Genomic DNA, 24,398 nt, shown 5'->3' on the forward strand with positions numbered 1-24,398 from the left:
GCTAAAGCTCATCTGAACACACTCGCATAGCGAGTGGTTTTCATTAAACAAAAAAAGAGAGTTAATAAATTAACTCTCTAAATTTAAAGATGAATAGGTTATATTATAGATTTGATATTATGAAATATCTAAATGATTATTGAATATGGAAGATATCAATAGGCAATGAGTTTTATCATAATATAGCATATGTTATTTTTTATATAAATGTTACAAGTATAGAGAAAAAAAGTTTATAAAAAGATACGGAGAGGTGCTAAAGTTGGAAATGCTAGAAGGTCAAGTGAGTATATTTGATTTTAATATGCTCCATGGAGAAGAAAAACACATTAAAGTGCCTTATGCACAAATGGTAGTTATCTTAGAAGCTTTACATAATTTTAAGGCTTCTATAGAAAATAATATGCCAGATAATGTAGTTGGAGAATTAAGATTTAAAGATAAGTTAGAAGATGTTAATTATCTTATAGAGGTTATAGAACAGGGAACAGAATATAACTTTCATAGAAGATTAGATAAATGTAAATTGAAAAATGTTAAAAAAGATGATGCAGGAATGGATGCTCTTAGTGCAAGTGTTGTTTTGAAAGAAGAGAAGGCTAAAAAGGAAGGTGAGAAGTAATGTCTTTGGGAAGCATATTAGAGGGACAAGTTAGTGTATTCGATATTGTTGAAGATATTAAAAAAGAAACATTACAAGATAAAATGAAAAAACAATTAAAAAAAGCTATTCAAAAAGGTATAGTACCAGGAGCTAAGGTTTTCTTTGATAAAGATGTTGAAAATATTTATGTGGTTTCATATCTTTATTGTGGATCAGGGGAAGTGCTGGAAGTAAGACTTAGGAGTATAAGTGGAGGTTCATCTGAACCATGCAATGCTTTAAGTGATAGATTAACTGTTATTGAATAGGAGGAGAAGAGATGAACAGAGAGATTAAGTTTAGAGCTTGGGATAAAACTACTAAGAAGATATATGAGGTTGATAGTTTAAACTTTAGAAACGAAGATTTATGGTTAAAGCTAGATGATAATAAAATCATTGGAGCCAATTTTTTTGAAGTTGAATTAATGCAATATACAGGACTAAAGGACATTATTGGTAAAGAGATATATGAGGGAGATATAATTCCTTTTCATTTCGATTCAAATGAAAAAGGGGTTGTGAAATTTGGAGAATATACTGATTGGAATTGTAAAAATGAAACAAAACATATAGGTTTTTATGTTGATTTTTATGGAACATATAAAAATATTAATAGAAAAGATTTAGGATACTGGATAGAAGTTAGCTATGTTGTAGGAAATATATATGAGAATCCAGAGCTGTTAGGAGATGAATAGTAATGAGAGATATGAAGCTAGTTAGAGGTGAAGTTACTATTACAATACAAGTTGCTACATTAGTCGATAGAGAACTAGATGAAGAAGAGATGTGGGGAGTTGTATCTGAATTAGCAAATAACGAAACTGTTGATATTGATAGTGATGTAGATATTTTTGATATAACTAATATAAATTTAAATGAAAAACTTAGTGAAAGATATGAGAATAAATCATTAGATTGTGATGATTGGAAAGATTTATTAAACAAAGCTGATAAGGAAGAAGATGAAATAATAGAGATAATACCAGGGCAAATAGGATTTGAGATTTAGGAGGAACTATGGATAAGACATTATTTAAAAAGACAGAAGAAAGAATGCGTAACTACTATAGTAAAGATAAAAAGATAAAAAGCATAAAAGAAAAGATAAAATTTCTAGAAGATAGAATAGAAGTACTTGCATATAGAATAGAAAATAATGATTTTTGTATTCCTTCTAATTTAAAAGGTATGGCGATCAGTGAAAGAGTACAGACTTCATGCTCTGGAAGTCCTATAGAAAAATCTATGATAGAAGTTATTGAGGAATATGAAAAGCAGATTGCAAGAAACATAAAAGAAATAAACTATTTAGAAAATTGTATTTATGATATAGAGAAAGATTATAAAGTAATAGATTGCAATATTACAAGTTTATTAGGAGAAGAACATAAAAAATTCTTAGAAGAAGCATATAAAGAATGTTTACCTAATTGGAAACTTGCTAATAAGTATCATATGAGTGAAGTTTCTTGTACCAGAAAGAAAAAAAGACTAATGAGGCAAGTTATAAAGTGGGAAGAAGAAATGCTGAATGAACATTTAGATGAAATAATTTGAAATAAAATGAAATAAGATGATAAACCATATGTATAAAATATATGAGATAATATATATGTGGTCGGGTTGATTAGTTCATTGCGTACCTCCTTGATGTGAATTAAAATCTTAACTTTGGACGTAAAGCAAGGTGTAAAAGCCTTGCATCATGGAAGGAAGAGTATTAATAAAGGTGCAACTCCTTTACCTTCCTAAAAATCTCATTTGTTCCTCTTAGTTTTTTTCAACAATTAACCCTAAACAAGCAGGATTAAGTCCTGCTTTATGGAGATATAGCTCAATAAGGAAGAGTGTCGCTTGAAAAAGTTCCTAGGTAACCAGAGCGGAGGTTAGAGGTTCGAACCCTCTTATCCCCACCACTAAAAATTAATATTCCTTTGGAAGGGGTTACAAAGGATGATGTGTTAAGAATCTAGTTTAGGCTAGGTTCTTTTTGTTTTTTCTAAAAGGAAAGTAAATCCAATGTAGTATAATTAATTTGAAAAATAATTATTAATAGGGGGATTAGAGTTGAAAAAAAGCAAGAATAAAATTAATTTTACTATTGGAATTATAATAATAACAGGACTATTTGTATTAATAGCGATTGGTATAGCTTCAATATTTAAACATAGTCCTTATGGAGATTTATTGGAGATAAAAGATTTCTTTAACTTTGCTGGTAGTTTTGGAGGAGCTATTTTAGGTGGTTTAGTTTCCATAATGATTCTTAAGTTTACTTTGGATAAACAAAAAGAACAATTTGATGAGGAAAGAAGATTAGAGAAAGAAAAATATATTATAGAAAATAATATTGAAACATACAGAGAATTATATAATTTGTGTAAAAAAATGCTCATAGAAATTAATTCATTAATAGAAGAAATTAATAATAATAAAGATTTCAATACTAAGGAACAATATAATGATGTGCTATTATATTTCAAAAAGTCTTGTGACAATATAAATATGCTAGTTTATGATTTTACATTTACAAAATTATCAATAAATGAAGATTTATTTATTGATAACAATATTATGAATTTAAATAATAATATAGATGAAATATATAAAGAGTTTAAAAGTAAAAAGTTATCTGTAAAAGAGATCAAAAAAATAGTATTAGAACTAGAAGGTTTGAATTGTCATATTGAAAATTATATTGATAATATAATAGGAAATACATTAGCTTTAAATAACAAGAGATTATTAAGTAAATAATTAAAATATATTTTATTATAAATAAAAGCATAGATGAGGTGGTGATATGGCTAGAGCAAGAAGTCCAAACAGAGATAAAGCATTTGATATATACAAAGATCATGATGGAGATATTAAGTTAATTGATATAGCCAAGGAGTTAAATATAAAAGATTCTCTAATTAGAAAGTGGAAATCACAAGATAATTGGGATGATAAATTAAAAGGAGCGTTACCAATAAGCAAAAGTAACGTTACTAATCAAAATAAGAATAAAACTAATATAAAAAAAGAGATTAAAGAGCCTGTTGCGGAAGAAGTAAAAGAGGTATTGAAAAACACCGAACTTACTGACAAACAAAGGCTCTTTTGCATTTATTATATAAAGTATTTTAATGCTACTAAAGCTTATAAGAAAGCATATAAGTGTAGCTATGAAACTGCTATGGTTAATGGCTTTAACTTACTAAGAAACACTAAGATAGAATCAGAGATAGAAAAGCTTAAGCAGCACAAGCTTAACCAGGTAATGTTAAGAGAAGAGGATATATTTCAAAGGTATATGGATATAGCTTTTAGTGATATAACTGATTATGTTAACTTCGGAAAAAGGGAGATAGAAATCTTCGAAGATAATCAATCTAAAACTATTGAAGTAAACTATGTTGATTTTAATGATAGCTATGATGTTGATGGAACCATAATAAGTGAAGTTAGACAGGGTAAAGATGGTGTATCAATAAAACTACACGATAAGATGAAAGCTCTTCAATGGTTAAGTGATCATATGAATATAGCTACTGATAAGCAGAAGGCAGAACTTGAAGTATTAAAATCAAGAGTAATTAAAGATGATGCTAAGAATAATACTAATTCTACAGCTAAGTTAGATTCTATATTAGGACAAATTAAGGAAAGAAATAAAAATGAGTAATGAATATAGGTTATCAGATAAGTATTTAGACTTTTTAGAGCATAGAGCACCAGTAGAAGCATTGGAGGGAACAACCGCAGCAGGAAAAACTACAGTAGGAATACTAAAGTTTATGCTAATGGTTGCAGAATCTACTAAGAAAATGCATGTTATTGCTGCTAAAACAACTGGTGTTGCAGAAAAGAACTTAATACAAAAGGAATATGGAATTACTGATGTGTTTGGTGATTTAGTTAAATACAATGGTAATGGTGATAAGGATAATAAAATACCTCATATAAGATATATAACTCCTAATGGTGAGAAAATAATATATATACTAGGTTATGATAACGTAGATAAATGGAAAATGGCTTTAGGTTCTCAATTTGGATGTGTACTTATAGATGAGGTTAATACAGCTAGTATTGAATTTGTTAGAGAAATATGTACTAGAAATGATTATCTTATGATGACGCTTAATCCAGATGATCCTAACTTACCTATATATGATGAATTTATTAATTGCTGTAGACCGTTAGAAAAATATAAGAGTGATGTTCCAAAAGAAATAATGGAGCAATTAAAATCAGAACCAAAGCCTAATTGGACTTATTGGTTCTTTTCTTTTTGTGATAATGCATCCTTAGATGAAGAAGCTATTGAAAAGAAAAAGACAAGTGCTCCTAAAGGTACTAAGTTATATAAGAATAAGATACTAGGTTTAAGAGGTAGAGCAACAGGTTTAATATTCAGTAACTTTGAAAGGAAAAATAATGTTTTATCCAAGGATTATATTATTAAGCAGGTTAAAGATAAGAAATTAAAGTTTGTTCAATTTACAGCAGGATTAGATACAGCATATTCTCAAAATAGTCCTGATACCTTTGCATTTACTTTCTTAGGCATTACAGATAAAAAAGAATTAGTAATACTAGATGAAGAAGTATATAACAATAAAGATTTAGAAACTCCATTAGCTCCTAGTGATATAGCTCCTAAATATTTTAAGTTCTTAGAGAAGAATAGAAAAGAATGGGGATTTGCTAGAGATGTATTTGTAGATTCAGCAGACCAAGCAACTATAATGGAGCTTAAGAAGTTTAAAAGAACTAATCCATGTATGTATAACTTTATTAACTCTTATAAGAAAGTAACCATACTAGATAGAATACATTTAGCTTTAGGGTGGATTAATACCCATGGCAAAGTCTTTTATTATGTTGTTGATACTTGTAAAGAACACATAAGAGAATTGGAGTGCTATTCATGGAAAGAGGATAAGTATGAGCCGGAGGATGCAAACGATCATACAATTAACTCTAGTCAGTATGCATGGATACCATTTAGAAAGCTAATAGGAGATTATAAGGAGGAATAGAAATGGGGTGGTTTAAAGGGATGTTGACTAAAGCAGCAATAAAATATTTAAATGTTCAACCAGCATTAACTAATCCGATTACTATACAAGAGGCTTATACATATGAAACTAATGTAATTAGAAATAAGCTTTGGTATAGGGGAGAACCATACGAACTGGACCAATTCTTTAAGAATATAAGTAGTGATCCAGTAAATAAAGCTAGGTTCTGGAGTGCTGTACCAAGTGAAGATTTGAGTATAAGAAAAATACATAGTGGATTACCTGCAATGATAGCTGATAAGTTAAGTGATATAGTTGTGGCTGACTTAGATAGTATAGAAGTAGCTAAAGAAAGTGATAATTCATTATGGGAAGAAATAAGAAAAGATAATAAGTTTGATGATATGCTAGGTGATATAATTACTACTACATTAGTTAGTGGTGATGGAGCTTTTAAACTATCTATAGATACAGATATAAGTGAATATCCAATAATAGAGTTTTTCGATAGTGATAAAGTTGAATATGTAACTCAAAGAGGAAGATTAAAAGAAATAAAATTCTTTACTTTCTATAGGAAAAATAATAGGCAATACAAGTTATGTGAAACTTATGGAAAAGGATATATAAACTATAATCTATATGATAGTAACGCTAATGAAGTTCCTTTAAATACATTAGAAGAAACTAGAGAGCTTGTAGATGTAACATATAAAGGTGATTTTATAATGGCTTTACCATTGATGTTCTTTAAATCCCCTAAGTTTGAGGGAAGAGGTAAAAGTATATTTGATAATAAATCAGATGCCTTTGATGCATTAGATGAAGTTATATCTCAATGGATAGATGCTATTCGTGATGGAAGAGTTCAAAAGTATATACCAGAAGATTTAGTACCAAAAGATATTAATGGTAACTTAATGAAACCTAATCCGTTTGATAACAGATTCTTAAAGGTTGGTTCAAGTCTTGCAGAAGATGCAAAGCATGAGATAGATATGAAACAAGCTAATATAAATTATGAAGCTTATGTTGAAAGTTATTCTAATGCTGTTGATATGTGTTTACAAGGTATAATAAGTCCTAGTACATTAGGAATAGACTTAAAGAAAACAGATAATGCAGAAGCTCAAAGAGAAAAAGAAAAGACTACTTTATATACTAGAGGGAAGTTAGTTGATATATTAACAGAGGTTATACCACAGTTAGTTAATATAATTCTAAAAACTAATGATGTATTAAATAAAAGAAATGTTGGAGAATATGAAGTAAGCATTACCTTTGGAGAATATGCAAGTCCTAGTTTTGATGCAGTAGTAGAAACTGTAGGAAAAGCTAAAACCTATGGAGTAATGTCTATAGAGCAATGTATTGAGGAAATGTATGGAGATACATGGACAGATGAAGAAAAGAAAGAGGAAATACAAAGAATAAAGGAACAAAATGGCTATCTTGTAGCTGAAGAACCTACAACAGTAGATAATCCTAATATAGTATCAGATACTGATGATAATGAGGTTGATATAAATGAACAAGAAGGATAAGGATATATCATTAATAGCTGATATACTTAAAGATGTTACCAGGAAGAGGATAATTGAAAATGCTAAGAAAGAAAGAGATAAGTCTTATGATATTAGAAAAATATTCGAGCAAATGGAGCTTGATTTAATTTCTAGTATGCATAGGGCTTTTTATTTTCACCAAGCAGAGCAGAGTAGGGAAGGTTTTCAATGGGAACAATGGCAAAGGACTAAACTTAGAGAGATTGAAAAGTATAGAAAAAGAAATAAGAAGCTAGTTAAGGAATATAATAAACCTATCCAAGAAGCTGTAGAAAGAGAAATTCAAGGTAATTTCAATAAAGGTCAAGAGAATACACAAAAGCTCATAGATGAAGTTAAGATACAGTTCCCAGAGGATATAAAAGAACCTCAAACAGTTAGAGAGTATATTGCTAAAGAATTAGGTAAAAAGGCTACTCCACAAGTTGAAGAGAACTTCTTTGGTATCAATGAAAAGAAGCTTAATGCATTACAAGAAACAGTTACAAATGATTTGAAGAAAGCTCAATATTCAGTTTTAAGAAAGATGGATGATGTATATAGGCAGACAATATTTAAAACTCATGTGTATCTACAAAGTGGTGCTAAGACTATCAATCAAGCTATAGATATGGCTACTAAGGATTTTCTTGAGAAAGGTATAAATAGTATAACTTATAAAGATGGTAAACAAGTTAATATTGCTAGTTATGCAGAAATGTGTTTAAGGACAGCAAGTCAAAGATCTACATTCTTAGGTGAAGGTAAGAAAAGAGATGAATATGGAATACATTTAGTAGTTGTTACAGCTCATGCAAATACTTGTAAAATGTGTGAGCCATGGCAAGGAAAAGTATTGATTGATGATGTGTTTTCGAATGGGGGTGATATGGAGCAAAAAGATTATACGTTATTATCAAAAGCAATAACAACAGGATTGCTCCATCCCTAACTGTAGGCATACATTAGTAACTTACTTTCCTGGCATAACAAGACTTCCAGTAGTTCCTAATGGTGAAGATGCTATTAAACTTTATGAAGCTGAACAGAAACAGAGGTACTATGAAAGACAACTTAGAAAGTGGAAGAGATTTAAAGCTGGTACTTGTGATGAAGAAAATAAAGAGATAGCAAGTAAAAAGGTTAAAGAGTTAAAAAATGCTTTAAAGAACCATTTAGAGAATAATAAACAACTTAGAAGAAATCATTATAGAGAGAAAATTTAATGAAGGATAAGAAGGAGAATTAAAATTATGGATAAGAAAAATAAAATTTATATGGTGTGTGATGGAAGTCCAATTAATTTTGAATCTGAATATAGTGTTAAAGAAATTGTAACTAAGATTGAAGATGAAAAAAGCTTTGAAACAGATTCACTTATAGAAGTTGGAGAAGGGATTTATATTAATCCATATAGTGTTTCACTAGTTAGAGAGATTAAACAGGATAATCAAATGGTAGTTAAGATTGGTAATGAAGAGTTTGGGAGAGTAACAAAGGAATTCATCATGTAAGTGTAGGAGATTATATTATAAAAGGTGTAAAAGGAGAATTATACCCTTGTAAACCGGATATTTTTGAACAGACTTATGAGGAGGTAGTTGAATAATGAAATTTGGATTAGCATTAAGTTTAATGAAACAGGGATTTAAAGTTAAATTACCATCATGGAGTGGTTACTGGTGTTGGGAAGATAACACTATTATGATGCACTGTAAAGATGGAAAAGTATTAGATATAAGAAATACTGATAGAGTTGAATATACTATGAATAATATTTCTAGTGAAGATTGGATAATAGCCAATAAGGAAAATACACCAATTTTAGGTGGAGTAGCTACTTTTGATTTTGGAGAAGCTATTAAATATGTTAAAAGAGGATTAAGAGTTGCTAGAAAAGGTTGGAATGGCAAAAAACAATATATAGAATTAGCAAAAAATATTAGCTATAAGAATGCTAATGAAAAAATAATAAATACAGAACACGAAGCAATTGGTAACAAAGCAATAGCTTTTGTAGGGACATCAGGAGTTCAAATTGGATGGCTTGCAAGTCAAGCTGATATGTTAGCAGAGGATTGGATATTTGTAGAATAAAATATTAAAGAGAGGTGTTTTAATAATGAATGAAAAAGAATTTTTACAATGGTGTAAACAAGAGGTATGTGATTATACCAATAAGCATTTAGATAAAACAGATAAAAAAGAAATTACCACAGACGATGTATTTATGGTATGGAGTTGTAAAACTCTTCAAAACAATAAAGCTCTATTAAGTACTACTTTATTTGATGGAATGTATTACGAGTGTACTTACAATGGAGATAAGAAGGAAATGTATGTTGATGCATATAAGAAATGGGAAAATTATAAAGTAGAAATATAATTAAAGTCTTAAAAATAAGGCTTTTTTATTTTGTCCAAAACTTGCTTAAGACCTTAAACTGCGCATGGAATTAACAGCCGACAGGCTATAAATGGAGGTATTTATGTCTATATCAAATTTTAATTTAAGAAAAAGATTAGGTATGAAATTAGCTCAAGATGATGGAGCAGGTAATGGTGGAGCAGGTTCAGAAGCTAATCCAACAGAAGGCGATGGAGAAGGCGAAGGAGCAGAGGAAAATCCACCAGAAGAAAAGACTTTTACTCAAGAGGAAGTAAATAGGATGATTAAAGATAGGGTGGCAAGAGAAAATAAAGGTCAACTATCTAAGGAAGAGCTTAAAGCTTATCAAGATTGGAAAGAAAGTCAAAAGACAGAAGAAGAGAAAAAGAATGAAGCTTTAACTAATGCTGAAAAAGCTAAACAAGATGCAGAGGAGAGAGCTAATACATTAGAGGCAAAAGTAACTTGTTTATCTAAAGGTGTTTTAGCTGATAGTGTTGACGATGTTGTTATATTAGCTAAAGCTATGGTAAGTGATGATGTTACTATGGATCAAGCAGTAGATAAAGTTTTAGAAAAGTACCCAAGCTTTAAAGGACAGCAACAACAAGAAGAAAATAAAGGCTTTAAAATAGGTGCTGCTGAACAAAACACAAAATCTAATAAAGAAACTATTCAAAATAAAAAACGTTGGAATAGATTTAACTAAATTATAAGAAAAGGAAGGTAATAAAATATGGCAAATTTAAACTATGCAGAGGTATGGCAACCAGAATTATTAGATATTTTAATACAGGAGACACTTACATCACCATTTATAACTAGTAATGTTAAATGGGTAGGTGCAAGATCATTTCACTTTACACAAATGAGTGTATCAGGATTTAAGAATCATAGTAGAAAAGGTGGATGGAACAGAGGAGAAATTAAGCAAACTGATGTACCATTTACTTTAGAACATGATAGAGATGTTGAATTTTTAATAGATAAAGCTGATGTAGACGAAACTAATGCAACTGCATCTATTCAAAATGTATCAAGAATATTTGAACAAACTGAAGTAGCTCCAGAAACAGATGCATTATTTTTCTCTAAGGTAGCTACAAAAGCATTAGATGCAGAGGGATATAATAGTGTTACAGCAACAAAAGATTTTACTAAAGCAAATGTATTTGGAAAACTTAAGACTATGTTAGCATCAGGTAAGTTAAGAAGATATAAAGCAAAAGGTGCTTTAATAATGTATGTATCAAGTAATATAATGGATAAATTAGAGCAATCTACAGAGTTTACAAGAAAAATTGAAATGACACAAATTGCAGAAGGTGGACTAAGTATTGAAACTAGAATAACTGATATAGATGGTGTTCCGGTAATGGAAGTAATAGATGATGAAAGATTCTATGATAAGTTTAACTTTGATAGTGAGGAAGGCGGCTTTACGTTAGTTCCTAAAGTTGAAGCTAGTGAAGGAGTAGAAGCTGTTCAAGGATCAAGAAAAATTAATGTGCTTATAGCATCACCATTAACTTGTAAAACAGTACCGAAAATATCTTCTATTTATTATTTTGCTCCAGGGGCACATACTGAAGGAGATGGATATCTATACCAAAATAGAAGCTTATCAGATGTATTTGTATTCCCTAATGGTAAGGACGGAAAAGTTGATAGTATTTATGTAGATGTAGATAAAACTGAATATATTGGAGAATAGGGAGAATTAAAATGTTCTTTCTATTTTAAATAAGGATGTGAATTTATGGCTTATGTAGATAATTCATACTATAGGGATGAGTTTAAAGGTGAAATACTTTCTGATGAAGATATGGAAAGTAAACTTGAAAGAGCAAGTGATCAGATTGATGTTTTAACCTATAATAGAATAAATAAAATAGAATTTAAGAATTTATCTCCATTCCAACAAGACAAAATTAAGAAGGCTGTATGTTTACAAGCTAACTTTATAGAGCAATATGGTGAGTTTATTAATATGCCTTTAAGTGGTTATTCAGTTGGTAGTACATCTGTTAGTTTTAATGGAAGTATTATAAATGGAATAACTACAACACAAGAGGTTATTAATTATATATCTCAAACTGGTTTAAATAGTAGGAGGTTATAGTTATGGGAGTTAAACTACCTTTTCCTAAATGGCTTTTAAAAACACCAGTAGAGGTTTATCATACTTATATTAGTGAGGATGGTGAACCAGTAGAAACTTTAATTTATAGAGGATTAAGCATATACAATGAGAAGGGAAAGAATACGCTTGATGCAGAGCGTAGACTTGTAACTTTAAGTGGTAAAGTAATAATTGAAGGTGATATTTATCCTAATAAATTAATTGAAGGCTATGTAAAAGTTGGAGAGCTCAAAAAAGATATTTATAAATCATCAAGACCACGTAATCCAGATGGTTCAGTTTTTTCAACTGAATTGGAGCTTGTATAATGAAAGCTAAGGTTACAGTAAAGTTAGATAGACAAAAGATAAATACATTAATAAAAGCTGAGAATAAAGCACTTGAGGAAACTACTGAAGCCATTTTAAGTGATATTAAAACAAGTGCTGTAGTTCCTAAAGATAGTGGTGAATTAGAAAGAAGTGGTTTTGTTGATTTATCAAGATTAGATGATGGAATTACATCTATAAATTTTGATACACCATATGCAAGGAGATTATATTGGCATCCAGAATACAATTTTAGGCAAGATAAAAATATAAATGCACAGGGTAAATGGATGCAAAGTTATGTTGATGGAGATAATAAGGAATTTGTTACAAATACTTATTCTAAATTCTTAAAAATGTTTAGTAAAGGGTTGATAAAGTAATGTTACTAAGCGATGTAAGAGAATATTTAAAAAGTAAAATAGATTGTCCTCAATGGTATATAGGGAAAATAGATGGAACTAAAGAACAATGTATAGGTATCTATAGTATAAGAGGACCAAGAAATAACATAGCCTTAGGTGGTTTAGAAAATACAAGCTATTCCACTAAGGCTATTTCTATATTAATACATTGGGGAAAAAACGCTAATATAGCAGAACAAAAAGCACAAGAAGTATTTAATGCTTTATTTGGGCAAGAGGCTATTATAGGTGGAAAGAGAGTTATAGATTTTAAGATGACAACTACTGAACCTATAGGAGTTGGAACAGATAAAAATAACATATATGAATATGTAATAGAAGTAAATATAATACATGAAAGGTAGTGAATAATTATGGCATTTACAGGAGTATTTCCAGTTTATAATCTTAAGTTTAAGATAGGAACAAAAGGAAAGGCAAGTGCAACTCAAGATATGCAACCTATAGCTGATATGGAGAATTTCGGTATAAAAATAGATGGTAAAGTAGAAGATTGGACACCTATGACTACATCAGGGTGGGCAAGAAGTTTAATGACAGGAAAGAGTTTCTCTATATCTTTAAAAGGGAAAAGAAATGTTGGTGATCCAGGAAATGATTATGTTGCAGCAACAGCATGGAAAGATGGATTAGATTGTAGTACAAAAGGAGAAATAGAGTTCCCAGATGGTTCTAAACTTGCATTTGATTGTGTAATTGATGTTAAGAATGTTGGTGGAGATGATAGTACAAAGGTTGCACCATTAGAGTTTGAACTTAAAGGTGATGGGAAACCAACATACACACCAGGAGCAGGCGAATAATAGGAGGATATAATAATGGCAAAAGTATATAACATAATGGACAAATTGGTTAATGAAAGACCAACTATAAAGATAGATGAAAATCATGAATATAAAATTAACAATACTAAGAATAATGCTATATATATTCAATCTTTATCAAAAAATAAGGAGAAAAGTAAAGTTGATGATATAGAATTATTAGAAAAAATAATAAAAGCTTCTTTAGGCAAAGAAGCTTTTGAATATATTGAAAGTTTAGAGTTAAGCTTAGAGGCTTATGGAGTAATAGTTAATGCAATAATGGCTGGAATATCTAATTTAGAATTAGAAGAAATTGAAGAAATGAGTGAGAAAGAAGCTAAGCGATTTCAAGAAAGTAAAAAATAATCAATGGTATGATTTATTTGAAGATTGGGAGTTAATAGATGCTTCATTTACTGCACAATATGGAATAAGGCTTAGGAATGAGCTTGATATGAGTTGGGATGAATTTTGTACCTTACTTAGTGGAATAATGCCAAAAACTCCTTTAGGACAAATAGTAAGTATAAGAAGTGAAGAAGATGAAAATATGCTTAAGAGCTTTTCAGAGGAACAACATAAAATTCGTAATGATTGGAGAAATAGACAAGTAGAAGAAATGACAGATGAAGAAAAAGAGGAACAAATAAAAGAAATACAAGAGATTCTAAAAAAGGCGTTTAGTTAATATTAAATGTCTTTTTTTATTTAGAAAGGTGGTGAGATTATGGCAGATGCTGATTCGGTAGGGAAAATAGGTTTGGATTTAGAGATACAAGGTGATGACTTAAATAAACAGTTAGAAAAGTTGGCCAGTTCAATAGGAACTCAAATAAGTAAATCACTAGAAGGAGTTACAGGAAAATTAAATTTTAATTCAATAACTAAGGGGATTTCTGAATCTATAAATAAGGCTATGAGTACTATTGATGAAACTATAAATTCTAGCGTTGAAAAGAGTAAGGCTAATATTCTTAGAACTATAGAGGAGATAAAAGCAAAAGCATTGGAAGCTATAAGAAGTATAATAGCTAAATCTAAAGAAATAAAAATTCCTATGAAGTTTTCACCAGTAAGTGATGTATCAGTACCTAGAACAACAACTACTCAACCGATAAGTAGAAGAGGTCCACCAGTAAAGAGTAATGCCGTAGATGTAGAAGCTATAAAGACTAAAATAGAAAATTTATCTAATAGTTTAGAAATTACTAATAGATCCATAGAACAACAAAAAGAGAAATTAAGTGGATTAAAAGAAGCATATAACTCCACTTTTAATCAAGCAAGAAAAAATAAGCTAGAAGAACAAATATTAAAGACAGAGAGAGCAATAAATAAGTTAGTAGCTAAAAGTGATGCTACAGGATTTAAATTAGCTGATTTAGATAGAGAACTAGAAAACCTAGGCAATTCTTCTAGAAATTCTACAACAGGGTTAAATCAAGCAACTAATAGTATCAAAAGACTTGAAAATGCAACTGGAAAAGCAAATAGAAGTTTAAGAAATGCTAATAATTCTACTAGAAGATATAGAGAAAATATGAATGGAGCAAGAAGTGCAACAGGATTATTTATAGGAAGTATGTTTAGATGGGGAATAGTTTTCCCTATAATAATGAAAGGAATAACAACAGTTGCTAGTTATATAGGAAGTGCGTTAATGACAAATGCACAGTTTGCTAATAGCTTACAACAAATAAGAACTAATTTAATCGTTGCTTTTATGCCGATTTATCAAGCTGTTTTACCTGCATTGAATGCGTTAATGAGTGCATTAGCAACAGTAACAGCATATATTGCAGCCTTTATAAGTGCTATATTTGGGAAAACTTATCAAGCAAGTTTTGGAGCAGCTCAAAGCATGAATGCTTCTATAGCTTCTATGAAGAATATGGAAAAACAAGGCAAGAAAACATCAGGAGCAGTAGATAAAATAGGCGATTCGGCAGAAAAAACTAAGAAAAAAATACAAAATTCCTTAGCTGGATTTGATGAAATAAATAAATTAAGTATTCCTGATGATTCAGATAAAGTCCCAAAGGCTCCAAAAGGAGGAGGCGGTGGTGGAGGAATAGATCCAATACCAATGGTTGCACCTAATGTAGATTTAAGTCCAACAAGTGTAGCTATGCAAAAGATAAATGAAATGGTTGAAAAGTTAAAAGATATTATATCTAAGATATTTCAACCATTTAAAAATGCATGGGCAAGAGAAGGTGTTGCAACAATTGCTAGCATTAAATATGCATTACATGGAATTTGGGAACTTATAAAGGCAATAGGAAGTAGTTTCTTAGAGGTTTGGACTAATGGAACAGGAGAAAAAATACTTGTAGTTATCCTTCAAATTTTACAAAATATATTCAATATAATTGGAGATATAGCAATTACTTTTGCTAATGCGTGGAATGCTGGAGGAATAGGAATAGCTATAGTACAAGCATTAGCCAATGCACTTTTAAATGTACTTACATTAATTAAACGTATGGGAGATTCATTAAGACAAGTTTGGGGAGAAGTTGGTCCAGGATTAGCATCAACATTTATGCAAATATTAAATGCAACTGCAGGAGTGTTAGAGAATTTAACTCAAAAATTAATTTACGTTTGGGATAATGGAGGAAGTCATTTATTTCAAGGTTTCATAAGATTAGGTGCTAAGATATTTGAATTAGCAGGATATATTTATGTTAGTTTTGTTGCTCCTATGGTTAATTGGTTTGTTAACATGATAGCACCAGTTATAGCTAAAGTTGCTGATGTAATTGGATTTGTATTAGATGCTTTTACAAATTTAATAAATTGCTTAATGGGTAGTGGGAAACCTATATTAGATACAATAATTATAGTTATTGGAAGTTTAGGCGCTGCTATATTGATAGTTAAAGGAGCATTAGCTTTATGGACTATAGCGCAAACGATTTGGACTACTGTAGCAACAATTAGTACTACAGCAACAACTTTATTAGGTGGAGCAATAGCATTTTTAACAAGTCCAATAGGAATTGCTATAGCTGCTATAACAGCAATAATAGCTATTGGAGTAGCTTTATATAGAAATTGGGATTTTATAAAGGCAAAAGCTATAGAAATATGGGGAAAGATAAAAGAAATATTTAATAGCTTTAAAGAATGGTTAAGAAATGTTTTCCAAACAGATTGGTCAAATTGCTTTGGCGTATTAGGAAATCTATTAAATGCCTTTTTAAAGAATGTAGATAATGTTTTTCAATCCATTAAAAGAATATTTGGTGGAATAATAGACTTTGTAACTGGAGTATTTACTGGAAATTGGAGTAGAGCATGGCAAGGTGTAGTTGATATATTCGGAGGAATAATGGATGGGCTAAAAGCTGTTATAAAAGCACCATTAAATGGAGTTATAGCACTTATAAACATGGCTATAGATGGTTTAAATAAAATTAGTTTTACCGCTCCAGATTGGATTCTTGGTATTGGTGGTAAGCATTTTGGAGTTAATATAGCTAAAATGCCTTATTTGGCTAAAGGGGGTATAGTAGATAAACCAACGCAAGCCGTAATAGGAGAGGCTGGAACAGAAGCTGTAGTACCACTAGAAAATAATACTGGTGGATTAAATTTACTTGCTAATAAGCTTTCTGAAAGAATAAATAATATGTTATTACTTTCTAATAATGCATTACAACAACCTGATTTAACAATGTTAGGTCAAAATATTAATAGTAATGAAAAGAAGAGTATTAATGATCCAAAGTTCATAGAAAAAATAAAAGAGGTTATTATAGAGGCTATTTTAGAAGCAATGAAGAATAAAAAGGATAATAATTATAATAATTCAGGCTCTCAAGAGAGTGGTGATTTAATATTAAGAATAAAAGATACTGATTTAGGCAGAATTGCCATAGAAGCTATAAATAAAGTAAATAGACAAGCAGGAGAACAATTATTAAATCTTTAGGAGGTGGCAACTATAGGAATTAGTATAAATGGAGTAGCAGTTGCTTCTCCAAAAAGTTTTAAGGTTAACATAATGGATTTAGATGGAGAGAATACAGGAAGAAATTTACTAGGTGTAATGCTTAGAGATAGGATAAGAGTTACAAGAAAATTAGAATGTGAGTGGGGACCATTAACATCTGATGAAATTAAAATAATATTACAAGCTGTAAGTGGAACAGAATTTTCAGTTACTTATCCTGATCCAATGGAAGGAGTTACAACTAAAAATTTTTATGTAGGAGATAGAAGTACACCTGCTGTTGATTTTAATAAGAATATATGGCAAGGACTATCTATGAATTTAATAGAGATATAAAAAGGAAAGAAGGAATTAAAATGTCAGAAGAAACTGTAAAAGTAACAAGCTCAATAATAGAATCTACAAATCTTAATGGAACAGTAGAGATAGAGAAAGATGGAATGAAACAAACAATACTAACAATGAGTTGCAGTTTAACTCAAAATACTATTGCTAATATTCAAACATATCCTACTAATATGGAGTTATTCTTAGCAAATTCTCAATTAGTTCAAGCTGAGGTTCAAAAATTCAGAATAAAGGCTATAGAAGTGGGGAAAGACTTAAATTGTTTTGTACTTTAACTTATAAGAGCTTACAGCTAGTAAGCTCTTTTTTATAATAAACAAATTAAAAGAAAGAAGGATATAAGATGGTTAAATTAACAAATAAAGAAATATTAGAAAAAGTTAATGTATTAGGAGAAATAAGCTCAAGAAAGTTACCAGTTAAAGCGAGCTATGCTATAGGTAAGAATATAACTAAAGTAGAAAGAGAGTTAAAGCACTACAATAAAGAAAGACAAAAATTAATAGAAGAATATTGTTTAAAAGAAGATGATGGAACTCTAAAAATAACAGATGGAAACTTTGATATTGACCCAGTAAGATTAGAGGAGTTTAATAAAGAAATTAATGAGCTGCAAGAAATTGAAGTTGAAATGGATATACATAAATTTAATATTGAATTATTAAATGGTTATGAAATGAGTCCAGGAGAGTTAATGTGTATTGACTTTATGATAGAAGAATAGTACAAGTATTAATCTTTTGGAAAGGAGGTTAGTAATTGTTTAATGTATCAAAAGAATTTAATCAAGAAATAAATAAATTGCAAGATAGAGAATTTAATGCAAAAGTTATAATCAGAGATAAGGAGTTTAGTGGAAGTTTAATATATGAAATGAGTTTAGAGGAATCAGTTAATCCTAGTGATAACTTTTCTATAGGTACTGTTTGTTCTAATACTTTTGAGATTAAATTAATTAATACAGGAGATATATTCGATAATGCTGTTATAAAACCATATGTAGGATTATATATAGGAGAACACATAGAATATGTACCTTTAGGTGTATTTAATGTAATTAAGACTAGTGTAAAAGGAAAATTTATAAACCTTGATTGTGTAGATAATATGCTATGTTTAGAAAAAGTTTATTTTTCTGATTTATCATATCCAGCAGATATAAACGATATTGCTAAAGAAATATGTAAAAAGGCAGGAGTTAATTTTGCTAGTAAGCTACCTAATTATATAGTTAATAAAATAGAAGGGTATTCATTAAGAGAAGCTATAGGTATTGTAGCTTCTCTTTGTGGTTCATTTGCTAGATTTAATAGAATTGGTGATTTAGAGATAAAAGGTTATGAATTTGTAAATCAAGAGCTAGATCCTAACAATATATTTAAATTAGATATTGAAGCAGATGAATGTTTTATAACAAAAGTAATAGCAAAACGAGGAGAAGATGAACTAAGTAAGGGTTCAGATGAAGGGATTTCTATAGCTTTTAATAATCCAGTAATAACAGAAGAAATATTAGATGGAATTTATCAAAGATATAGAAGCTTTAGATATATACCATACAGTTTAAAGTGGAAGGGAAATCCAGCTATTATGGCTGGAGATATATTGAATTTAACTGATTTAAAAGGCAAAAAATATAATGCTTTAGTAATGGAGCAAAAGTTTACTTATAAAAATGGGATTGTTTCTGAGTTAAAGGCTAAAGGAAAAGGAAAACAAGAATCAAATTTTGATAGTAAAGGATCAGTTACTCAATCAATGGAGAGATACTCTATTGAACAAGCAAACATAAAAAAGGCATTAATAGATAAGGCTAGTATAAATGATTTAACAGCTATAGATGCCAAGATACAGAGATTATATACAGAAGATTTAACAGTAATAAGGGCCGACATAGTTAATTTAAATTCTAAAAAAGCAGATATTGTAGAATTAAATGCTGTAAGAGCTGACTTGCAACAAGCTGTAATTGGTAAAGCAAATATAACTGATTTAAATGCAGCAGTTGGAAAAATATCTGTACTAGAAAGTAAAACTATAAGTGTAGAAAATCAACTTGCAGGAAATCTAACAGCAGATAACTTTAAAACTAATGCTATTACAGCAGGAAGTGCAGTCATAGCAGAAGGAGCTATAGGTAGTTCACAAATAAGTTCTCTAAGCGTAAACAAGCTAGAGGCTGGTGATATAACAACTAGCAAACATAGAATTGTTAGTGCAGATGGAACTATAGAAATTGTAGGTAATCAAATTCTTATTAATAGAAATAATATTAATAGAGTTATCTTAGGAGAGTATAGAAAAACAGATGGTACTACCGAATATGGATTATTAGTTAGAGCCAAAGATGGTAAAACTATAATGCTAGATGGTAATGGAGTACATAACGCTGGTATTACAGATGGAGCAATAGATAATAATAAGGTTGCAGATAATGCAAATATAGCTGGTAATAAGCTAGATATAAACTCTGTAATTAGAGAAGTAAATAATAAAGGAACAGAAACTATTAAAGGTACTAAGGTACAAATAGGGGATAGGACTTTAGATGTAGAGTTATCTACACAAAAGAATATTATCACAGAGCATGGAAAAGAATTATCTAGTCAGAAAGCTACTATACAGGCTTTAGATAATGCTATTAAGTTAAAAGTAGATTCACAAACTTTTACTCAATCTACAACTACTATAAATAATAATATTAATAGAGCTAAGGAAGAAGCTATAAACACAGCTAATAGTAATACTACTAATGCTATAAATAATTTAGAGTTTGGTGGAAGAAACTTAGTTTTAGATAGTTTAGTAAATGAAAGTTCTAGTGAATATGCTTTTGCTATAAGAAAAGTTAATGGATTAGAACCTAATACAGAATATATTTTTAGTGCTAATGGATTTATAAAATCAAATAATGAAAAAAAATCACTTGTAGTATATATATATCCTCCTGATTGGAGTTGGGGGTATAACTTTACTTTACCATATGATAAAGCTGAAACTAGATTTATTAAATTTAGAACTCCAAATGAAATAAAAAAAGGAGTAGTAGTTAGAGCTTGTTGTTCTCCTAATAGTCCAGCTATCGAAAAAAATCTTGCTACTTTAAATTGGTATAAAGTTGAAAAGGGTAATAAAGCTACTGATTGGACACCAGCTCCAGAAGACTTACAAGCATATGCTGATGAAGTGGCAAAAGCTAAAGCAGATCTAGCACAAGCTAATGCAATAGCTAATGCAGATGGAAAGATTACAGAAGAGGAAAGAAAAAGAATCCAACAAGCAGAAGCTAATCTTAATACAGCTATAGCTAAAGCAGATAAGGCAAAACAAGATGCAATAAATGAAGCTAATAGAGTAGCAGAGTTAAAGAAACAAGAAGCTATAAATAGCGCTAGTGCAGATGCTACTAGCAAAGCTAATAGTGCATTAAATAGTGCTAAGACATTTGTTAATGTAGAAATAACAACAGTAAATTCTCATCTTAATAAAGCTACATCAGAAATAAATATTTTGAAAGAACAAATTTTAACTAAAGTTTCTCAATCTGACATAGATAGAACTATTTCTAATATGGTTATTGGTGGTAGAAATTTAGTTTGTCAAAAAAATATATCAAAGGTAAGCACTACAGGGACTTTTGATGCCAAAACTAACACTTGGTCTTTAGTAGCTAATAGCGGTGCTAACAGTTATTGGGGAGCTGGTTTAGGGATAGTAAACGGTCAAAATATAAAAATCCCCTTTGGACAAGGATATATATTTTCTTTCGAAATAAAAGTACCTATAGAATGTGAGTGGAATACAGACAATAATAACTATGCTTCAGTTGGAAGCTCTTGGAGTGGTAACGATAATGATGAAGTTTCAAAGAGAAAAACTTCATCAAAGCAATTAAGTCCTAATAAATGGATTAAGTGTTGGTTTTATTACGAAAATACTTCTTCTAAAAATACAAATTTTGTAGATATCTATGATGGCAGTACATTTGGTATAGTAAACAACACAGGTGCTAGTATTGAATTTAAAGTTAGAAATATTAAAGGTGAACTTGGAAATAAACCAACTGATTGGACACCAGCACCAGAAGATACAAACCAATTAATAGTAGATAATATTAAAACAGTAACAGATAAAATAAGTACAGTAGAAAGTAAATTTACACAAGAAAATAACAGTATAAAAGCTAGTGTACAAGATTTAAACTCTACAACTCAAAGTATTACTACAAATGTAAGTAATATAAATAGAGATTTAACAAGTAAGATAAATTCTAATTTGGATGTAGCTAAAAGGTTTGCTACAGATATAGCTATAGCAAAAGCTAATCTTGCAAAAGAACAAGCTATAGCCAATGCAGATGGTAAGATTACAGAAGAAGAAAGAAAAAGAATAGCTGAAGCTAAAAAGAATTTAGATACGGCTATAGCAAGAGCAGATAAAGCTAAACAAGATGCTATTAATACAGCTAGTACAGATGCTACTAATAAAGCAAATTCAGCTAAACAACAAGCTATAATTGGAGCTAGAAGTATTCCAGATACCAGGAACAATAATGAAAGTCCTGGATGGTATATAGAACATTATCCAAAACAAACCATAACAGAATTTAAATTCTCTAATGTTGTTCAAATACCTGGTTCAAAAGTTTATGGAACATTAGAAACAAAAGTACCTTGGGCAGATTCAAGTGGTGGATACCCAACTCAAGTTTTTAGAAGTAATTCGACAGCTACTTTTCAAAGGCATGGAGTAAATAATACTACATGGAGTGCTTGGGAGCAAATAGAAGATACTCAAGGAGCACAAGATAAAGCTAATGGTGCTTTAAATAATGCTAAAGCTTATACTAACGCACAGATAACTACAGTTAATTCTAAAGTTCATAATGTAGAAAGTAATCTTAATATTTTATCAGATAGAATTAATAGCAAAGTATCTCAATCAGATATAGATAAAGCTGTAACAACTATAAGAACAGAAAAAATAATATATGCTAGAGGTACAGGAAATGATTATCCAGCTAATTCTATAGTAAAAGTTAATGGTAAAACAATAACTGATGGACAAGGTAGAGGACTAAGAATAAATGCTTTAAATAAAGCTACATTAGAAAGAGTTTTTCTACAAGATTATGATACTTATGGTTCCGAAGATGCTAAAGTATCATTTGTAAATAAAATAAACGAACTTAATAACGGTGATTGTATAATAATAATCACTTCTCAAGATGCTTCTTATCCACTACATCCACCTATAAAAGAAGCTTTAGAGAAGATAGGAGCAACACTATTTGATAACAAACAAGGAACTTATAGAGAAGCCTATGCTCTTATAGGTAAATCAAAGTTAGGTAGAGGTAATGGAGTAGAAATGTTTATTCCTAGAACAGCTACTGATAAAAGATTTGCTGAAGTTTCCGTAAAAGTTGGCGAAGATGGAACTTTTATAGGTGTAAATCCTAATAATATGGGATTAGAAACAACTCTAATTAAAAGTAATATATCTGATGTATCTTCTTCAGTAACTCAACTTAGAGATAGCGTAACAACAGATATTAGAGCTATTAATTCCAAAACAAATTCTATAGAAACAAGCTTAAATGGAAAAGCATCTAAACAAGAAGTTACAGAAGTTAATAATCAAGTGGCAACTATAAAAGCTAGTTTAGATGGAATTTCACAGAGAGTAAGCTATACGGAGAGTAAAACTCGTACTTTAGAAACAAACTTAAATGGCAAGGCTAATAAGCAAGAAGTAAATAATGTTAGTAGTAAAGTTGTTTCTTTAGAAGCTAATTTAAATGGAATAACTAATAGAGTATCTAGTACAGAGAGTAGAATAAATACTTTAAATGGACAAGTTGCAAATGCTGTAACAAGACAACAATTTACAGAGTTCCAACAGAGCAATAATAAATTTGTTATGGATTTAGCGAGTTCTGGTGGAAGTAACTTAGTTAGAAATAGTGCCTTTGAAAGCCAAGACTGGAGAAACTGGACTAAATGGGGAAGTATAGCTGATCCTGTAGTTTGGAAGAATAACGAACCAAGCGGACATACATGGGCATGTAAGATTGTAACAACTAGAAGTAATCAAGGTATTCAACAAAGAATTTCTGGATTAATAATAGGAAAAGTTTATACATTTTCATGTAAAGTATGGTCTACTAGAGGTGTTATTGGAGCTATGGTAAGTAATGCAGGTGTTTACAACGGTAATCATTTTGGTGGTGCACAGAATGTTTGGGGAGAAATAAACTTTACATTTACAGCTAAAGAAAATACTACAACTCTTTATTTAGGTGTAGTAAATAGTAAATGTACACCAGGAGATTATTGGGTTACTGGTATTCAGTTAACAGAAGGTAATTGTAAGCAACCTTGGTCACAACATCCCAATGAGAACTACAATACTAATTACAGTTTTGATAATGAAGGCTTTACAGCAAGATTTAAAAATAGCACTTATACCAAAATAGCTGAAGATGGATTCGCTTGGTTTGATGCAAATAATATGAGCCATGCATACCATTGCCTTATGGAAACTGGAATTTTCAACTTGCAACAATATGGAAATGGTAACTATACTCGAGTAAAAATTCAACTGCCAGCTTATTTTAGAGGGAAATATTTTAAGGTAATAGCTTGTCCTTCAGGTTGGTCTGTAGGACAAAGTAGTTTAGATACATTAACTGTACTTGTAGAAAGCTACGATATAGCCAATGCTACATTTACTATAAAAGCTTTTGGACATAGTGCAAATGGAGCATACCAAAACAATATTAATATTTCTTGGATGGCTACAGCCTAAGGGG

28 protein-coding genes and 1 tRNA gene are annotated in these 24,398 nt (G+C 30.1%); all 29 read left to right on the forward strand.

Features of this window, described 5'->3' with window-relative positions; genetic code table 11:
* Positions 1-262: 262 nt before the first annotated feature.
* The gene (locus tag ACQZHJ_RS07935) at positions 263-622 is read left to right on the forward strand and encodes a hypothetical protein (RefSeq protein WP_430485012.1); all 360 of its coding nucleotides are present in this window, start codon (positions 263-265) and stop codon (positions 620-622) included.
* Positions 622-912, forward strand: coding sequence for a hypothetical protein (locus ACQZHJ_RS07940; RefSeq protein ID WP_430485013.1), 291 nt, complete (start codon positions 622-624; stop codon positions 910-912). The genes ACQZHJ_RS07935 and ACQZHJ_RS07940 overlap by 1 nt, the downstream gene beginning before the upstream one ends.
* An 11-nt stretch (positions 913-923) precedes the next feature.
* Positions 924-1,343, forward strand: coding sequence for a YopX family protein (locus ACQZHJ_RS07945; protein WP_430485014.1), 420 nt, complete (start codon positions 924-926; stop codon positions 1,341-1,343).
* Positions 1,344-1,345: 2 nt separating this feature from the next.
* Entirely contained in the window at positions 1,346-1,657 is a 312-nt protein-coding gene (locus ACQZHJ_RS07950; protein ID WP_430485015.1) for a hypothetical protein, read from the forward strand.
* A gap of 8 nt (positions 1,658-1,665) precedes the next feature.
* Positions 1,666-2,205, forward strand: a complete 540-nt coding sequence (locus tag ACQZHJ_RS07955; RefSeq protein ID WP_430485016.1) for a hypothetical protein — start codon at positions 1,666-1,668, stop codon at positions 2,203-2,205.
* Positions 2,206-2,471: 266 nt separating this feature from the next.
* A tRNA-OTHER gene (locus ACQZHJ_RS07960) sits at positions 2,472-2,564 on the forward strand.
* A 151-nt stretch (positions 2,565-2,715) separates the two neighbouring features.
* Entirely contained in the window at positions 2,716-3,405 is a 690-nt protein-coding gene (locus tag ACQZHJ_RS07965; RefSeq protein WP_430485017.1) for a hypothetical protein, read from the forward strand.
* A 46-nt stretch (positions 3,406-3,451) separates the two neighbouring features.
* Complete coding sequence (locus tag ACQZHJ_RS07970; RefSeq protein ID WP_430485018.1) at positions 3,452-4,318, forward strand: terminase small subunit; 867 nt, start codon at positions 3,452-3,454, stop codon at positions 4,316-4,318.
* Positions 4,311-5,678, forward strand: a complete 1,368-nt coding sequence (locus ACQZHJ_RS07975; RefSeq protein WP_430485019.1) for a terminase — start codon at positions 4,311-4,313, stop codon at positions 5,676-5,678. The genes ACQZHJ_RS07970 and ACQZHJ_RS07975 overlap by 8 nt, the downstream gene beginning before the upstream one ends.
* A gap of 2 nt (positions 5,679-5,680) precedes the next feature.
* Positions 5,681-7,204 carry a capsid protein gene (locus tag ACQZHJ_RS07980; protein WP_430485020.1) on the forward strand — a complete coding sequence of 508 codons (1,524 nt, stop codon included), beginning with the start codon at positions 5,681-5,683 and terminating at the stop codon, positions 7,202-7,204.
* On the forward strand, positions 7,188-8,156 hold the full coding sequence (locus tag ACQZHJ_RS07985; RefSeq protein ID WP_430485021.1) for a phage minor capsid protein: 969 nt from the start codon (positions 7,188-7,190) through the stop codon (positions 8,154-8,156). Before ACQZHJ_RS07980 ends, ACQZHJ_RS07985 begins: the two co-directional genes overlap by 17 nt.
* 34 nt (positions 8,157-8,190) lie before the next feature.
* Positions 8,191-8,430 (forward strand): phage minor capsid protein, encoded by a 240-nt coding sequence (locus tag ACQZHJ_RS07990; protein WP_430486873.1) that lies wholly within the window; start codon positions 8,191-8,193, stop codon positions 8,428-8,430.
* 27 nt (positions 8,431-8,457) lie between these two features.
* Positions 8,458-8,718: a hypothetical protein gene (locus ACQZHJ_RS07995; protein WP_430485022.1), complete on the forward strand. Its 261-nt coding sequence runs from the start codon at positions 8,458-8,460 to the stop codon at positions 8,716-8,718.
* Positions 8,719-8,812: 94 nt separating this feature from the next.
* Positions 8,813-9,301 carry a DUF2829 domain-containing protein gene (locus ACQZHJ_RS08000; RefSeq protein ID WP_430485023.1) on the forward strand — a complete coding sequence of 163 codons (489 nt, stop codon included), beginning with the start codon at positions 8,813-8,815 and terminating at the stop codon, positions 9,299-9,301.
* 25 nt (positions 9,302-9,326) lie between these two features.
* Positions 9,327-9,590: a DUF6275 family protein gene (locus tag ACQZHJ_RS08005; protein ID WP_430485024.1), complete on the forward strand. Its 264-nt coding sequence runs from the start codon at positions 9,327-9,329 to the stop codon at positions 9,588-9,590.
* A gap of 103 nt (positions 9,591-9,693) precedes the next feature.
* Complete coding sequence (locus tag ACQZHJ_RS08010; protein ID WP_430485025.1) at positions 9,694-10,302, forward strand: hypothetical protein; 609 nt, start codon at positions 9,694-9,696, stop codon at positions 10,300-10,302.
* A gap of 27 nt (positions 10,303-10,329) precedes the next feature.
* Complete coding sequence (locus ACQZHJ_RS08015; protein ID WP_430485026.1) at positions 10,330-11,307, forward strand: phage capsid protein; 978 nt, start codon at positions 10,330-10,332, stop codon at positions 11,305-11,307.
* A gap of 45 nt (positions 11,308-11,352) precedes the next feature.
* The gene (locus tag ACQZHJ_RS08020; protein WP_430485027.1) at positions 11,353-11,715 is read left to right on the forward strand and encodes a hypothetical protein; all 363 of its coding nucleotides are present in this window, start codon (positions 11,353-11,355) and stop codon (positions 11,713-11,715) included.
* 2 nt (positions 11,716-11,717) lie between these two features.
* Complete coding sequence (locus ACQZHJ_RS08025) at positions 11,718-12,044, forward strand: hypothetical protein (RefSeq protein ID WP_430485028.1); 327 nt, start codon at positions 11,718-11,720, stop codon at positions 12,042-12,044.
* A complete protein-coding gene (locus ACQZHJ_RS08030; RefSeq protein ID WP_430485029.1) occupies positions 12,044-12,427 on the forward strand; it encodes a hypothetical protein in 384 nt (127 codons plus the stop codon). Before ACQZHJ_RS08025 ends, ACQZHJ_RS08030 begins: the two co-directional genes overlap by 1 nt.
* Positions 12,427-12,813 carry a phage tail terminator protein gene (locus ACQZHJ_RS08035; protein WP_430485030.1) on the forward strand — a complete coding sequence of 129 codons (387 nt, stop codon included), beginning with the start codon at positions 12,427-12,429 and terminating at the stop codon, positions 12,811-12,813. Before ACQZHJ_RS08030 ends, ACQZHJ_RS08035 begins: the two co-directional genes overlap by 1 nt.
* 9 nt (positions 12,814-12,822) lie before the next feature.
* Entirely contained in the window at positions 12,823-13,272 is a 450-nt protein-coding gene (locus tag ACQZHJ_RS08040; RefSeq protein WP_430485031.1) for a phage tail tube protein, read from the forward strand.
* Positions 13,273-13,287: 15 nt separating this feature from the next.
* On the forward strand, positions 13,288-13,641 hold the full coding sequence (locus ACQZHJ_RS08045; protein WP_430485032.1) for a hypothetical protein: 354 nt from the start codon (positions 13,288-13,290) through the stop codon (positions 13,639-13,641).
* A complete protein-coding gene (locus ACQZHJ_RS08050) occupies positions 13,601-13,963 on the forward strand; it encodes a Gp15 family bacteriophage protein (protein ID WP_430485033.1) in 363 nt (120 codons plus the stop codon). Before ACQZHJ_RS08045 ends, ACQZHJ_RS08050 begins: the two co-directional genes overlap by 41 nt.
* A 39-nt stretch (positions 13,964-14,002) precedes the next feature.
* Positions 14,003-17,215 carry a hypothetical protein gene (locus tag ACQZHJ_RS08055; protein WP_430485034.1) on the forward strand — a complete coding sequence of 1,071 codons (3,213 nt, stop codon included), beginning with the start codon at positions 14,003-14,005 and terminating at the stop codon, positions 17,213-17,215.
* Between the two features lie 3 nt (positions 17,216-17,218).
* Positions 17,219-17,572: a DUF6711 family protein gene (locus ACQZHJ_RS08060; RefSeq protein ID WP_430485035.1), complete on the forward strand. Its 354-nt coding sequence runs from the start codon at positions 17,219-17,221 to the stop codon at positions 17,570-17,572.
* A 20-nt stretch (positions 17,573-17,592) separates the two neighbouring features.
* Entirely contained in the window at positions 17,593-17,859 is a 267-nt protein-coding gene (locus tag ACQZHJ_RS08065; RefSeq protein WP_430485036.1) for a hypothetical protein, read from the forward strand.
* Between the two features lie 68 nt (positions 17,860-17,927).
* The gene (locus tag ACQZHJ_RS08070) at positions 17,928-18,308 is read left to right on the forward strand and encodes a DUF1617 family protein (RefSeq protein WP_430485037.1); all 381 of its coding nucleotides are present in this window, start codon (positions 17,928-17,930) and stop codon (positions 18,306-18,308) included.
* Positions 18,309-18,343: 35 nt separating this feature from the next.
* Positions 18,344-24,394, forward strand: coding sequence for an interleukin-like EMT inducer domain-containing protein (locus ACQZHJ_RS08075; RefSeq protein WP_430485038.1), 6,051 nt, complete (start codon positions 18,344-18,346; stop codon positions 24,392-24,394).
* Positions 24,395-24,398: the final 4 nt, after the last annotated feature.

The organism is Clostridium sp. B9 (assembly GCF_050509515.1).
Taxonomy (GTDB): Bacteria; Bacillota; Clostridia; order Clostridiales; family Clostridiaceae; genus Sarcina.

Bases quoted from the DNA above. Each gene is read 5' to 3' on its own strand.
- ACQZHJ_RS07940 (WP_430485013.1), top strand. From the start codon at position 622: ATGTCTTTGGGAAGCATATTAGAGGGACAAGTTAGTGTATTCGATATT.
- ACQZHJ_RS07945 (WP_430485014.1), top strand. From the start codon at position 924: ATGAACAGAGAGATTAAGTTTAGAGCTTGGGATAAAACTACTAAGAAG.
- ACQZHJ_RS07950 (WP_430485015.1), top strand. From the start codon at position 1,346: ATGAGAGATATGAAGCTAGTTAGAGGTGAAGTTACTATTACAATACAA.
- ACQZHJ_RS07955 (WP_430485016.1), top strand. From the start codon at position 1,666: ATGGATAAGACATTATTTAAAAAGACAGAAGAAAGAATGCGTAACTAC.
- ACQZHJ_RS07970 (WP_430485018.1), top strand. From the start codon at position 3,452: ATGGCTAGAGCAAGAAGTCCAAACAGAGATAAAGCATTTGATATATAC.
- ACQZHJ_RS07975 (WP_430485019.1), top strand. From the start codon at position 4,311: ATGAGTAATGAATATAGGTTATCAGATAAGTATTTAGACTTTTTAGAG.
- ACQZHJ_RS07980 (WP_430485020.1), top strand. From the start codon at position 5,681: ATGGGGTGGTTTAAAGGGATGTTGACTAAAGCAGCAATAAAATATTTA.
- ACQZHJ_RS07985 (WP_430485021.1), top strand. From the start codon at position 7,188: ATGAACAAGAAGGATAAGGATATATCATTAATAGCTGATATACTTAAA.
- ACQZHJ_RS07995 (WP_430485022.1), top strand. From the start codon at position 8,458: ATGGATAAGAAAAATAAAATTTATATGGTGTGTGATGGAAGTCCAATT.
- ACQZHJ_RS08000 (WP_430485023.1), top strand. From the start codon at position 8,813: ATGAAATTTGGATTAGCATTAAGTTTAATGAAACAGGGATTTAAAGTT.
- ACQZHJ_RS08005 (WP_430485024.1), top strand. From the start codon at position 9,327: ATGAATGAAAAAGAATTTTTACAATGGTGTAAACAAGAGGTATGTGAT.
- ACQZHJ_RS08010 (WP_430485025.1), top strand. From the start codon at position 9,694: ATGTCTATATCAAATTTTAATTTAAGAAAAAGATTAGGTATGAAATTA.
- ACQZHJ_RS08015 (WP_430485026.1), top strand. From the start codon at position 10,330: ATGGCAAATTTAAACTATGCAGAGGTATGGCAACCAGAATTATTAGAT.
- ACQZHJ_RS08020 (WP_430485027.1), top strand. From the start codon at position 11,353: ATGGCTTATGTAGATAATTCATACTATAGGGATGAGTTTAAAGGTGAA.
- ACQZHJ_RS08025 (WP_430485028.1), top strand. From the start codon at position 11,718: ATGGGAGTTAAACTACCTTTTCCTAAATGGCTTTTAAAAACACCAGTA.
- ACQZHJ_RS08030 (WP_430485029.1), top strand. From the start codon at position 12,044: ATGAAAGCTAAGGTTACAGTAAAGTTAGATAGACAAAAGATAAATACA.
- ACQZHJ_RS08035 (WP_430485030.1), top strand. From the start codon at position 12,427: ATGTTACTAAGCGATGTAAGAGAATATTTAAAAAGTAAAATAGATTGT.
- ACQZHJ_RS08040 (WP_430485031.1), top strand. From the start codon at position 12,823: ATGGCATTTACAGGAGTATTTCCAGTTTATAATCTTAAGTTTAAGATA.
- ACQZHJ_RS08045 (WP_430485032.1), top strand. From the start codon at position 13,288: ATGGCAAAAGTATATAACATAATGGACAAATTGGTTAATGAAAGACCA.
- ACQZHJ_RS08055 (WP_430485034.1), top strand. From the start codon at position 14,003: ATGGCAGATGCTGATTCGGTAGGGAAAATAGGTTTGGATTTAGAGATA.
- ACQZHJ_RS08065 (WP_430485036.1), top strand. From the start codon at position 17,593: ATGTCAGAAGAAACTGTAAAAGTAACAAGCTCAATAATAGAATCTACA.
- ACQZHJ_RS08070 (WP_430485037.1), top strand. From the start codon at position 17,928: ATGGTTAAATTAACAAATAAAGAAATATTAGAAAAAGTTAATGTATTA.